Raw genomic sequence first — 13286 nt, 5'->3', positions numbered from 1 at the left:
TCACCGAGGGAAGCACAAGTTCAAGCACACCCCCTCAACCTACCACGCCCAACAACCATGCCGATTCGGGAACGGTTACCCATTAACAAAGCGGCGATCGCGTCGCTGACCGCCTTCGCCACGAATCGGTGGGGGTTCCAGAGCCAGCGAAGGTGATTCGGTCTCGGGAACGCGAACAGGTTATACCACTCGCCAGGCAAATCGCCTCTGATGTCGCGGCAGATGATATGAAAGTCGGTTCGCCCAGGATTCGGAGCGAAAAACGTCCAACGAGGCAACAGGTTGAGGATATCGATTCGTGCCAGTCGGTGCCACCATGCGTAGCTGAACTGATGCACTACGCTAGCCGCAAACCAGAACGAAAGGATGCCTACACTCAAAGATAATAGAGCTGGTTCACCCGAGCCGAACGGCCATACGGCTACGAGCCCTAGCTTAAAGAAGAAGGCAGCCATGCCGGATTCATCCGTTAGGACGCAGCTCGCGGGCCATATCGCCCCGCAGTTCTAACAATTGGCCGAGCGTGGGTGCAATTTCGAGTTGAGAGGCCAATTGCTGGATTTTGGTGATGATTTCTCGATCATGCTCACTCAGGTCAAGTCCACCGTGGCGTGTTTCCCACATGGCTTCATGCACGGCCGCTTGTGCTTCCGCTTGCTCTTCGGTGTGATCCAGCCGATCCGTAAACTGACGGCCCCGAAGCTGGGCCACAGTAATGAGCGCATCCAAGCTGGCCAATTCAGCGACGGTCAATCCGCGGTTTCCGACATTCGCTTTCCCCATGATCGAAGGTCCTTTGGTAGGTTTCGGTGGGCCGAATTGCGCGCACCTCGTTATTGTCAGCTTCGCCACGAAGTATCGCAATAGCCCAAACACCAGTTCCAACTGTTATCGTTGAGTTAACCTTTCCCTAAGCGCCCATCGTCGAAGCGGCCTTTGCCGTGCACGACCGGCGTTCGCATCCCGCGATGTTTTCGACGGTAGCGTCATGTCCCCCGAAAGATGCCTCGACTATCCCCACGAACTCCACTGGTCTGTAGGCGAGTTTCAGGCAACTCGCGACGTTCGCTTAGTGAAAGCTCAGACTTAGTTTTGCCCGACGCGGTCTGGAGCGATTTTGTCGTCGCTACACCGGAGCGACTATGCTATTTTCAGGGGCAGCTTCGGCCCTATTGCAAAACTCGCTCGTTGGCACGACGTGTCGTGCCACGCCTCATTACATGGGTGAATTGTGACGCCCCGTTTTTTGATTTATGGCGCTAGTGGATACACCGGGCAGTTGGCGGCCGAGCGCGCAATCGAGATAGGGATGCAACCGGTACTGGCTGGTCGCAGTCGTGAAAAGCTCCAGCCGTTAGCCGATCGGTTGGGTCTTGAGTGCCGGGTGTTCAGCCTAGAATCGCCCGTGGGGGTGAGCGAAGGGATTCGAGGAATGTCCGCCGTATTGCTCGCGGCCGGACCGTTTTCGGCAACGTCGCGTCCGGTGGTCGACGCCTGCGTGCAGCACGGCGTCCACTACATCGACATCACTGGCGAGATCAGCGTTTTCGAGGCCCTGGCCGATCGTGACGAGGCAGCGAAGTCAGCAGGAATCATGATACTGCCGGGCGCGGGCTTCGACGTCGTACCCAGCGATTGCCTCGCGGCGCACCTCCACCGTCGCCTGCCGGGAGCGAAGCGGCTACGTCTGTCGATCGGTGGTATGGGAGGGATTACGCGCGGGACGGCGAAGACCATGGCCGAAGCCTTGGGGAGAGGTACACAGGTGCGGCGGGAGGGGCGAATTGTGGAGTTGCGACACGCGCCACGATCGACCGTGGACTTCGGCGCTGGTGCGCGACCGGTTGTCGGTGTGAGTTGGGGTGATATCTCCACGGCCTGGCATTCGACACACATTCCCGATATCGAGGTCTTTTTCGAGGCGACCCCGATGCTGTCGCTGGCCACGGCCATCCCGCGTCCAGTGAGGCGGTTACTGGCGACGAAGTTCAGCCAAAAGGTGCTCAAGAGGCAGATCGAGAAAAGATTGCCAATCGGTCCCACGCCGAAGCAGCGTGAGCGCTCCCGCAGCATCGTGGTCGGCGAGGCGTGGGACGGAATGGAATTGCATATAACGAGTCGGCTGGAAACGGTGGAAGCCTATACGCTCACCGCATGGACCGCGGTAGAGATTGCACGTCGCGCATCGGTCGGCGAGGCGGTCGCAGGCTACCAGACACCTTCGACCGCCTATGGCGCGGACTTCATCATGACTTTTGCCGGTGTAATCCGACAGGATTCCTGAGATTATGTCGCCGGAAACGTCATTAGCGCCGACGACCTTCTCATTCATCTTCGAGTGTTGCGAAGACGTGCTTGGCAATCTACGGACAGGTCAGCGGCTGAATTGGGTTGGGCGTGGAGGGTCTCCAAGGTGATGGGGCAGAGGAAATCGAGGGCGGAGTAACGGCGCTGGATGTTGTAGTAGGCCAGGAAGCTGACGATCTCGTTGCGGGCCTGGGAGCTGCCTTCGTAGTCGGTCTGGATGGTGCCGGCTATCCAAAATTGACATGGGACCAACGAATACGGTGCCCTCGATCGAGAGTTGAGAAGTTCGCCGATTATTGCCGCCCCCATTGTGTGAGAACAACGCAACAACGGAAAAAACGTCACCGTCCCGCAACGTACGTGGGAATCACGAACGTCTTCCATGCGAACGAGTAGCTTCCGACCGGCTCACTCTCCGATCGCCAGAGCGCCACGCTGCCATCAGCCGCCATCGACGCCATATTGTGGCCGTCGTTGGAAAAAGCCAAATTCGCTGGACAATCCTGTTTGGATAGCGAACGAGCTAGTTCGCCAGTCGCGACTTCCCAAATGCGCACGCCGCCGTCGCTGGAAGCTGCGGCAACATGCTTCGCGTCGTGGCTGAACCGAACCGCATGCACTCGGCAGTCGCCGCACGACAGCACGCGCGATGATTTCTGGCCAGATGGCTCCCAAATCCGCACCGTACCATCGTAGCTACCGGACGCGAGCAGGCTGCCGTCGTCGCTGAACGCCACCGCGTTCACGTCATCCGTGTGTTCGCTCAGCGTTCGCAGGTGCGCCCCGCTGTCGGCGTCCCAGAGCTTAACCGTATGATCCCGGCTCCCCGTCGCGACGAGATTCGATCGGCCGGAATAGGACAGCGACGGAATGGAGCCGTCGTGGGCGGCGATTTGATAGACTTGTTTTTGAGCGACAAGGTCCCATGCCCGCAAAGTGCGATCATCACCGGCGGAGAAGAGCATTTCGCCGGTGCGATTGAATGCAACTCCGTGGACATCATCGACATGTCCGTCCAGTTCTCCACGCAGTTGAAGCGATGATGTGTCCCAAAGTCGAATGCGGTTGTCCCCGCCGCCGGTCGCCAAGGATTGTCCGTCCGGGCTGATCGCGACGCAGAACAACCAGTTCTGATGCGCCGAACTTTGTGCGTACACCTCGCCGTCCGTAACGTCGATCGCACTCAACTCCCCTTCACCATTTCCCACGTAAAGCGACTTGCTGTCCCGAGAAAACGCTGCCGTTACCACGGCGTGGCGATAAATGCGCCGCATGGCCAGCCCAGTAGCGATCGGGTCGGGCGGCAACTCGGACAATTTTGTATGCACCAGGCTGTCTTGCAGCCGCTGAATCCCCTGCTTGGTCATCCGCGTTTCGAAAATGCGCATTTCTTGCACGTGCGCAAGTTGTTGTAGTACGGTCACACTACTGTCGGTAACCGGGCTCTCCACGAGGTCCAGTTCCCGCAGTTCCGGAAGATTACGCAGGTGTGGTGCCAGTTCGGTCACCATCGCATCGTCGAACTTGTCGCCGCGCAAGTAAACCCGGTACACGACTTTACTGCGACGGAGCACGAGACCGCCCTGGGCTTCGATCGCCACAATCGCGATCTGGTGCAGATAATCGCGATAGTATCCCCGTCCCACGAATGCCACGAGCACGGCGCAGATCGCCACAAAGACAAACAGCGACCGCAGGCCAAAACGTCGCCATTGACGCTTTCGTACTGGCCGAAATGGTTCAGGTTGATCGATGCTCATCGATGCCCTTGCGGAAGCTGGCGAGGAGAGCCCATTCCAACGCTGATTGAAGAAGCGGTTCGAACTCTAAGACGAGCCAGCGCGGCTAACAATTGCAAGAATCTCATCGATTTCAGCGCGGCCGTCCGCCTCGCTTTTCGATGGGTCGTTCCGCACTCAACAACATCCCGAACACCGCGTCGTGCGCCATCCGCCGAATGCTGAGGCGCTCGCTTGCCGGGGACAACTGAAATGAAGTGGCGACGGACGGCAATTGAATACCGAAGTTGTTTCTCACAGCATTCAAATCACTCACGTCCACGTCGCCGTCGCCATCGGTATCACCGAGCCCTGTACCGCCGAAATTGTTTCGTACATTGTTCAAGTCGACGATATCCACGTCGCCGTCACCATTCGTGTCACCAGGCGTGGCGGTGTCTCCGATTACTTGAATGATCGTGACAACCTCGCCCGTCCCCCCGTCGTCGTCCAGCACGTTCAGTCTCACAACATACGTGCCAGCCAAGCTGGGCGTGAACGTGAACGCTTGATTCGTCCCCGCAGCGATCAGCGCGCCCTGTCGTTCAACACGCCAATCATAGGCAAAGACGTCAAGCGTGCCAGGGTCGTCGATGACTGCGGACAATTGAATTGGCTCCCCAATCGGAGACTCGGCGACCGCGCCCGAAATCGAAGCCTGAGGGGCGACATTGTTCACGGCGAATTGAAGACTCTCGACATCCGAGCCGCCGTCGACATCTCGCAAGGTGACGTTGATCGAGGTCAACAGCGGCGCGGGCCCCTCGGGATCGTCAAGATAGCGGTGCTGTACCTGGAAGTCCTTGGTGTTGGCAGGCAACGACAACACTTCCGCTTCGCTACCATCGCCCCAGTCGATGATCAACTCAAACGTGTCGTCCGGACTCCACTCAAGGATCGAGCCTTGGAGCAACGCCACTTCATTCTCGTTGATATCGTCAATCGCCAAATTGGTCAGCAACGGGGGCGAATTGAGCACGTTGACTTGTCGAGTGACGACACCAGCGAACGTGCCATCTTCGTTGGTCAAATCAACCGTCATGGTGCGCTGCGCAGGTCCGCTGAGGTATGTGTGCGTTTTTGCGCCTCGCGAATTGTAGACGTTCGACGTGCCGTCGCCCCAATGTACCGTCCACATAGTCACCGTGTCCGCGCCGTGATCAACCACCGTCCCCAGTGTCAGGGAATAAGTCGCTCCTTCCGTAGTCGACGCAGGGCCTGCAATCGTGGTCGCTGGCGGAGCGTCATTTACCTGTAGCAAAGTGGAGGCAAAGCCGAACGCACCTTTGGAGTCCGTGACGCGAACACTGACCTGGTCCCATACGGCTGGACCGTCGTTGATTCCCAGGGCGTTGAGCTGCGCCCAGCTGAGGGATGGACTCTGTCCCACCGCGTCGCCATATTCGCCGTCGCCGTTGACATCCCAACTAAAGGTGAGGGAGTGGTCGACGTCAGGGTCGAAGGATCCCGACGCGTCGAACTGCACTTGGCCCCCCTCAGCCACCGCATATGGTCCGCCTGGCGCGGCCACGGGCGTCGCGTTGGCCGTCAGGTATCGCTGTAGGAAAACGTCGACGCTGTCGCCGCCAGGTGATTCGCTATTCCAAACGATCGTGAATTCACCGTTGGAAGCGACGCCGATGCTTGGGAGGTTCTGCTGCGCTTCCGTCGTGGTGTTGACCGGGAACTCGTCCCCGCGCGAACGCCCGATCCAATTGAAGCGGCGAGCGTAGACGCCCCAGTCGTCGCCGTCCTGCTGCTGACTCGCCCACGTGAGCACCACATTGTTGTCATCGTCGCGACCGATTGCCGGATGTTGTTGGTGTCCGACAGTGAATTGATTTACCAGAAATTCGTCGGATGCGGCTTGCCCGTCCGACGCAAAGCGCCGCGCGTAGACGCCATAGCCGTCGCCGTCCTGGACGTCGCTCATCCAAGTGACCCAATAGTCCCCCTCCTCGTCCATCACTACGCGAGAAAACTTCTGGTGTCCCGCTGTTGTCGAGTTGACTCGTTCTTCGCCGCTCAACGGTTGCCCGGCGGTGCTATATCGCCGCGCGTAAACATCGTAGCCACTGCCGTCCTGACTTCGGTTCGACCAGGTGACAACAGAGGCTCCTTCGCCATTCATTGCCACGCTCGCCAGGCGTTGGTCACTCAAGATCGTCTCGTTGACGCGAAATTCATTGTCAAGTGGCGTCCCGTCGCTGGCAAAGCGGCGCGCGTAGACGCCGTAGCCGAAGCCATCCTGCACCTTGCTCTCCCATGCCACGATAAAGTCGCCCGTGGCATCAAACGCCACGCTCGACTTGGTTTGATCGCCGAAAGTGTAGGTGTTGAGAGGAAACTCGGCGCTGATGGCCTCGCCCTGAGCATTGAAACGCCGGGCGTAGACGCCATAGCCGTCGCCGTCCTGTCCGGAACTCGACCAGGTGACGAGAAAACCACCGGTCGGATCCGCGGCCAATGTCGAAAATCGCTGCTGGCCGGCGGTGGTTTCGTTTACCAGGAATTCATCGCCCGACGGGATACCGTTCGCACCAAGAATTCGGGCGTAGACACCCCAACCATCGCCGTCCTGACCTTCGCTCGCCCAGGTCGTGATCACGGATCCATCGCCCAACATCACGGTATTCGCCAGCGAAGAGGGAGATGTACGCTGCTCTCCAGCCGTATGTTGATTCACGCGTGCTTCCGGCCCTGTGGCCACAGGCGGAACGATGCTGAATCGCCGTTCGAAATCCCCGCCCGGCAGACCGTCGTAGTTGCCGTCGATCGCGCCGCCGTTAGGAACACCGATGGAATCAGTGGCGAGTAAACGGTAGTTTCCGACCGCCAGTGGAGCGCTGAACGAGATCGATGCTTGATCTCCGCAGCCCAACGCATCTTGTTGGACGACGACGGATTCAATCAAATCACTGACATCCTGAGCATTCCGAAACAGCTTCCAGCGTTCGGTATTTGTGGCGCTTGCCGGCCCGTCGTTGGAAACACGGCCGAAGAAACCAACTTCCATTGCCTTCAGATGCTCTTGAACCAGTGCATTTTCGGCGATGGGCGATGTTTCGCCGGGCGCGTTCACTTGATGCACTTGGGAAGTTCCGAGAACCGCGTCGGTCCGCACCAAATATCGCGGAGGATCGCCGTTCGTGAAGCCCACCCCCACGCGTCCCTGGCGATCGACCCCGATACTGCTGACCGGCCACTGAAGAGGCGCGCCGAGTCGAACCCCGTTTTCATCCCGCTCCTGAAGAAACGGCAAGCCGTTCTCCGTGTAGAGGGTCACCGAGTGGCCGTCAGGATAGGCGACGATGTTCGACGCCGATCGATGTGCGACGTGTTCGTATCGAATTCGAGTTCCATCGACCGCATACTGGGAGAAGTACATGCGGTTTTCGAAGTTATACAGCACACTGGTTCTGCCGATAGCGTCGATCGCAACAACTTTAATACCCGGTTCATTGATGTAAAGGCTCGTACCGTCCACGAAGAAAACTGCGACGTCACTTCTATAGGGCACGCCCAAATATGAAATCGCAAAGTCGCCGCGTTGGTTGAAGGAGAACTGACGGCCATGGTCGGATCGCCCAATAGGCGTCGCCGGCGAAAGTGGCGTTCCGTCCGCGGAGTAGCGGCGAAAGTAGGTAATATTGCCCTCGGCGTAAAAGAGGGTGAAGTTCCCGTTGGCCTGGGAGAACGCGGTGATATGGCCGTCGAGTCCAGGTCGATCCTCGTTGACCAAAAACTGCTCCGTGAGTGGCTTGCCGTTCCGATCATAGAACTGCGCAACGGTATCTTGGCTGCGATGACCGGGATAGATGCCCGAACACTGCGAGACGTACCCGCCGCCCGGCGCGGCGGTGAACAGGCCTGCGCAACCGTCTTCCGGCGGAGTGGCCAGGAGTTCGCCAGCAGGTCCGTAGAATCCCGTTGAATCGGCGAAGCGCCCCGAAGCATCCTCATTTGATCCTTGCGGAGGATCCACCTCGCCGCCGAGTGCGACCGCCAACAACATTCGGTTCTCCAGCGGTTGTAGCCCGAGTCGCCCTTGTTCTCGAAATGATTTGCCACGACTCTTGAACATATTCCAATACTCCTTACCGCAAGTGCATGTCCGTCCCGGTTGTATCTGGTTTCCATCTGCCGAACAAGAAAATTGCAGGCCGAATCTCCCAATCTGCTCGAAAGGCCAGAGATCATTACCTGGCTTCGGGCGTATCAATGTATGGCCAACGAATTTACGCCGATGAAGTCCGTACTGACGTGGCGACCAAATGGCTTGCCGCTACGGTCGTCGCGCGACCAGCTGATCAACTAGGCTCAGCTGATGTCAGACTGCCTTTCTTAATTTTCTTACGGAGCGCCAGCCCCACGCGACCAGCTCCCAGAGGATCATGATTGCCACCACCGTGGCGATGATAATGCACACCCATCGCATCGAAATCATGAACGCGATAAATCGACAGCCCCGCCCAGCCCAAGCTAGCAACCGCCCAAAGCGCCACGCGGTCTCTTGCCCACGCGATGAGCCGCTGGCGACGGAGTTCCCAGCCTGTGGGCCTTAGATCAGCCCGTGGGACGTGGGAAGGATTGCCGTTCATTGTGGGGGGTGTCGTCAAATAGCCAACGAGCGGCCGAACAAGTCAAAACAATACCTGAGCACATTCGTTGCAGCATTGACAACGGATGACTTTCGATCGCGCAGTCCGTGGCGCATGCGTCCTCCAGCGCAATAGTCTAATTTTGATGCCCATTGCAGCACTTCCCAAGCCTGCCCGGTCCATGTCAAAATTGTCTATATGACGCCGTTCATTCAGTAGTATGCTCACGGAGACGATCCATGCCAGTTCTAGCTTCGGAAACCGCCAGTGCCACGGCCGGCCGCGAAGGCAAAGCCACCAGCCCGGATGGCAAGATCAATCTGAATCTTTCTCCACCCGGATCGAATGGTCCTGGCACGAATCCGGAGCAGTTGTTCGCGGCCGGCTATTCCGCCTGCTTCGGCGGCGCGATCGGGGCAGCTAGCGCGCTCGCGAAGATTTCCCTGAGGCCGAGCGACATCAAGGTGACCGCGACGGTGAATCTCAACAAGGATGACAGTGGTTACTTCCTGAACGTGACGCTGGACGCCGAACTGAATGGCGTCGATCAATTACAGGCTGAGGCGCTCGTCGCCAAAGCACACACCATCTGCCCATATTCCAAGGCGACACGTGGCAATATCGAGGTGGCACTGCAGGCGAATGGCAAAGCGGTGCACGCGGTGGCCTAAACTGTTGTGAGCTTGGGTAAGTGAGTGCCGCAATGTCATTGAAGGAGTGCCTCCAAGATCCCCCCGAAGTGAACGTATGCTGACAGAGCCGACGCGCGACGAAGTCGATCAAATAATGGGGCCGGTCGTGCTTGAATTTGGCGCGTCGTGGTGTCCACATTGCGAAGCCATTCAATCGACGATGGCGGAGCTGCGTTCGCGATACACGACGATTCGGCACATCCCCGTGGAAGATGGAAGAGGACGTCGGCTCGGCCGATCGTTTCGCGTCAAACTCTGGCCAACGTTGATCTTCCTGCGCGACGGTCGAGTCATTCACGAATTGGTGCGGCCTTCGGCGACTGAAATGGCCCGTGGGTTTGAGATGCTCCATTCAGGCGGACACGAATAAAGGGAGATATCCGAATCGTCGTCACATTCATTCAGCGTACTAGGCAAGGCCAACGTGGCTATCGCTGCTCAATCGGGCGAGACATTCCCCAACTCGGCCGTTCGTAAATCCTGGCTCGACGAGTTCCGCAATGTTCTCTCGAACGACACGCCACTTGCTCTATCACTTACTTGTAACGGCAGTAGTGGCCCTTGCTGGCGGTACAAGGGCGGCGGAAATGGAAACAGTAAGAGTTGCTCCCGACAGCAACGGCTTCATCCTGCATCCTTCCGGTGACAGCTATATCCCCTGGGGGCACAACTATGCTTCAGTCGACCTTATGGAAAGGCTTGCCAAGGACCCCGACCGTGTCGAGCGCGATTTCATCGACATGCAGGCCGCCGGCACTTCCGTTGCTCGAATTCATCCGGAGCTGCCCCGTATCCTGAACGGTCCTGATAGCGCCAATCCAGAGGCGATCGACCGACTCAGAACGCTGCTCAAAATCGCTGAAAATGCGGGCGTCTATCTCAAGATCACTGGGTTGGCTTGCTACAAGATCAAAGATCGTGCGGCCTGGTATGACTCCATGAATGAGGAAGACCGCTGGAAGACGCAAGCCTTCTTCTGGGAAACCATCGCGCGTACCTGTGCGGAAAGCCGAGCCGTCTTCGCCTATGATCTCGTCAACGAGCCCGCCGCAGCCGGCAACCCTTCCGACAGCTGGTACTTTGGTCGAATGGGTGATGTCGAATTCTGCCAGCGTCTCAGCCTCGATCCCGGCAAGCGCAACGGCGACGAAATCTTCCGCGAATGGACGAAGCGCATGGTTGCCTCCATCCGCAAGCACGACCAGACGCACTTGATCACCATGGGAATGCTTCCGTTCCCTGGTGCTTACAAGGGCGCATCAGAACAACTCGATTTTGTCTCGCCGCATCTCTATCCCGAAACAGGCAAGGTCGATGACGAGCTCCAGCTCCTCAAGCAATTCAACTGGGGCAAGCCGATCGTCATCGGCGAAACCTGCCCTTTGAGTTGTAGCGCGGATGAGGAACGCGAGTTCCTTCTCAAGAGCCGCGAACTTGCACACGGCTGGATCGGTCACTGGCCCGATGAGTCCCTTGCAGAACTTGCCGAGAAAAAGACGAACGGCACGGCCACCATCGAAAACGCGGTCTGGCTTTCCTGGGTAGAACTCTTTAGAGACATCGGCCCGCAGATGACGGACGAAACGGCGCGATGATGAAGCGCGCCTTTGCATCGTGACGCGAGGGACTCCGTACGGGCCTATCCTGGCAAGCCCGACACGATCGATCGCCCGTGACGGCAGCGTGCTAACGCTTGGCTTGGAATCGGTAGGTTGGCTCACCCATTTTAGAAACGTAGAAGATGTCGTGAATCGGATCCCAGGCGACATTGCTGTACCAGCCCGGCTTCGGAATGTCGGCTCCAGGGGGGAGCTTCACGATCAAGGTCCAGGTTTTTCCGCCGTCAGAGCTTCGAAATACTCCGTCGACACCCGCTACGACGATGCGGTCTTTGTCTTGAGGGTCGAGCAAGGGGCCAATCGATGCCTTGACCGGTGAACCCTGAACTCGCCAAGTTGCGCCCTGGTCGGTGCTGACAAAGAGCCCCTCTTGGCCGAGCCAATAGGCGGTGCCATGGAGCATGCGCACGACGCGCCCGATTGGTGAGAGATCAGATACTCGACTCCAGGTTTTGCCAGCATCCGTCGAGCGCTGGATTCCTTGGCCCTTCTGCGAATAAACCAGTGTCCGCGCGTCAAAGACGCCGAGACTGCCGCTCTTGTCAAATTCCGGATCATGGAACAGCTTCATCCAAGTGCCGCCGCCATCAGCACTGAACATCACCTGGCCACCTGATTCGTGCAGGCCAGCGAAAATAGTCTCCACTTCGGCGGCGGACCAATCAACGGCGGCAAAATCCCAATTCCGACCGACGTCGGTAAACTTCTGCCACGTACGTCCACCATCTCCTGCCCAGGCTCCTGTGCCATCGAGCATGAAGCAAGCGAGACGATTGCCTGCCGGATCGACATTGAGGGAAAACGCTGTCTCACAACGCCCGCTAACACTACCGCCGTCGCACCGCTTGAATGTCTCGGCACGATCCACCGATTTCCACACCCCCTGTCCTGGAACGATCATGTACACGTCACCGTTCGACGGATCGACAACAACTCCGGCCGTCCCGCCTGGCCAATCGATTTGCCTTCCATCGGCAGCCAGCTGCCGAATCGTCCCATCCGAGACGTTCACCCATGCCGCCTGCGGCTTCTCAGGCTCAGCGGCCGATCCGTCAATGGAAACGAGCATGACGGCCAACAATGCGGCCACCATAAAAACTCGGTACGTATGTACGGCAGGAATCGTCATGTATGTAATCTCACTCGTGGGGACGGGCTGAAGGCTTAATCAAAGACTCTGGCACCACGCAAGTCAAGCGTGAAGGTCATTTGCAGCGAGTCCAAGCGATTTGCTGCTGAACGACAGCTCAGACGTCGTTGCGCTAACCCCAGTTCTCACGCGCGTGCTTGACGGGTAGTCAGCCCGCTTTGTTATTCTCTTGGATTTATTGTCACAGCAACGTTGGCGAGCGTTCGTGTACTAGCGCGCGAATGCGACGCGACCGACGGCAGGCCTGTACGTCGATTCCTGAAATCCAAAAAAATTCCGGACTGGTATATACGACTGACAGCAACGCGAATTGGGGGGCCTACACCGGGTGCCTCGACGCATCACGCGCTGTCAACGTCTTCGCCACTCAGATCGCAATTGAACGAGCACCGCTAAAGCCTACGAAAAAAGGCCTAAATAGCACGCAAATAACAGTCAAGCAACTGCTCAATACATGCACGGCGGGGCGAACGAACTACTTCCGTGCGCGCTTCCCGACTTCGCGCAGCTCCAGTCCCAAGTAGGCGCACAGCTTCTCGGCAGTCTCCAAGTTCATCGAGCGCTCTTTGCGCATGAAGCGCGAAAGAATGCCATGCGAGATGCCGATTGCATTCGCAATCTCGAACTGACTTTGACCGCAGTCGCGAATCGCAGCACGTAGTACCGTGGAAAGTGTTTGCATACAGTCAAGGTAAGTGAAAGAAAAGTAGTCGTCAATAACGATATGACAATTGACACGTCTGCATTCGCGCGTATATTGCAATCACTCTCACGCTTCTCGTTCTCTTCATAGGAGCATTCTTCATGCAACTCCACGAACAGTATCGCCCGCGTGCTTGGCACGAAGTCGTCGGCCAAGACAAAGTCATCGCGAAGCTTGGCGCGTTGAAAGCACGCGGCTTGACGGGCCGCGCTTTTTGGCTCGCCGGAGTCTCCGGCAGCGGCAAGACGTCGATCGCAAGATTGATTGCCGGTGAAGTCGCCGATGACTTCGACACACTCGAAATCGATGCTGGCGAAGTCTCACTCTCCTGGCTACGCGAAACCGAACGCTCGCTCGCCTCACGCGGTCTCACCGGTCGCGGCCGCGCCGTCATCGTCAACGAAGCCCACGGCCTACGGAAAGACTCCATCCGCGC

Annotated in this window: 10 protein-coding genes; 5 read left to right on the top strand and 5 right to left on the bottom strand. The window is 58.0% G+C overall.

The window, feature by feature from the left end; translation table 11 throughout:
• Positions 1 to 462: 462 nt before the first annotated feature.
• A complete protein-coding gene (locus SGJ19_21840; GenBank protein ID MDZ4782900.1) occupies positions 463 to 753 on the bottom strand; it encodes a hypothetical protein in 291 nt (96 codons plus the stop codon).
• Between the two features lie 478 nt (positions 754 to 1231).
• Between SGJ19_21840 and SGJ19_21835 the strand changes: the two genes are divergently transcribed.
• Positions 1232 to 2284: a saccharopine dehydrogenase NADP-binding domain-containing protein gene (locus SGJ19_21835; GenBank protein ID MDZ4782899.1), complete on the top strand. Its 1053-nt coding sequence runs from the start codon at positions 1232 to 1234 to the stop codon at positions 2282 to 2284.
• 364 nt (positions 2285 to 2648) lie between these two features.
• Here the strand turns inward: SGJ19_21835 and SGJ19_21830 are convergent, their stop codons facing one another.
• Together SGJ19_21830 and SGJ19_21825 are read right to left on the bottom strand one after the other, a co-directional pair.
• On the bottom strand, positions 2649 to 4067 hold the full coding sequence (locus tag SGJ19_21830) for a WD40 repeat domain-containing protein (protein MDZ4782898.1): 1419 nt from the start codon (positions 4065 to 4067) through the stop codon (positions 2649 to 2651).
• A 112-nt stretch (positions 4068 to 4179) separates the two neighbouring features.
• Positions 4180 to 8169: a PKD domain-containing protein gene (locus SGJ19_21825; GenBank protein ID MDZ4782897.1), complete on the bottom strand. Its 3990-nt coding sequence runs from the start codon at positions 8167 to 8169 to the stop codon at positions 4180 to 4182.
• Between the two features lie 756 nt (positions 8170 to 8925).
• Here SGJ19_21825 and SGJ19_21820 point away from each other — a divergent pair.
• From SGJ19_21820 to SGJ19_21810, 3 genes are all read left to right on the top strand, one after another.
• Entirely contained in the window at positions 8926 to 9357 is a 432-nt protein-coding gene (locus SGJ19_21820; GenBank protein ID MDZ4782896.1) for an organic hydroperoxide resistance protein, read from the top strand.
• Positions 9358 to 9433: 76 nt separating this feature from the next.
• Complete coding sequence (locus SGJ19_21815) at positions 9434 to 9748, top strand: thioredoxin family protein (GenBank protein ID MDZ4782895.1); 315 nt, start codon at positions 9434 to 9436, stop codon at positions 9746 to 9748.
• A gap of 130 nt (positions 9749 to 9878) precedes the next feature.
• Positions 9879 to 10973: a cellulase family glycosylhydrolase gene (locus tag SGJ19_21810; protein ID MDZ4782894.1), complete on the top strand. Its 1095-nt coding sequence runs from the start codon at positions 9879 to 9881 to the stop codon at positions 10971 to 10973.
• 91 nt (positions 10974 to 11064) lie between these two features.
• Here the strand turns inward: SGJ19_21810 and SGJ19_21805 are convergent, their stop codons facing one another.
• Together SGJ19_21805 and SGJ19_21800 are read right to left on the bottom strand one after the other, a co-directional pair.
• Positions 11065 to 12126 carry a hypothetical protein gene (locus SGJ19_21805; GenBank protein MDZ4782893.1) on the bottom strand — a complete coding sequence of 354 codons (1062 nt, stop codon included), beginning with the start codon at positions 12124 to 12126 and terminating at the stop codon, positions 11065 to 11067.
• Between the two features lie 496 nt (positions 12127 to 12622).
• Positions 12623 to 12829: a helix-turn-helix transcriptional regulator gene (locus SGJ19_21800; GenBank protein MDZ4782892.1), complete on the bottom strand. Its 207-nt coding sequence runs from the start codon at positions 12827 to 12829 to the stop codon at positions 12623 to 12625.
• Between the two features lie 122 nt (positions 12830 to 12951).
• Here SGJ19_21800 and SGJ19_21795 point away from each other — a divergent pair.
• Positions 12952 to 13286 (top strand): AAA family ATPase (locus SGJ19_21795; protein MDZ4782891.1); only part of this gene is annotated, 335 nt, incomplete at its 3' end.

This window comes from Planctomycetia bacterium (assembly GCA_034440135.1).
Taxonomy (GTDB): Bacteria; Planctomycetota; Planctomycetia; order Pirellulales; family JALHLM01; genus JALHLM01.
This window is presented reverse-complemented; position numbering and strand designations above follow the sequence as displayed.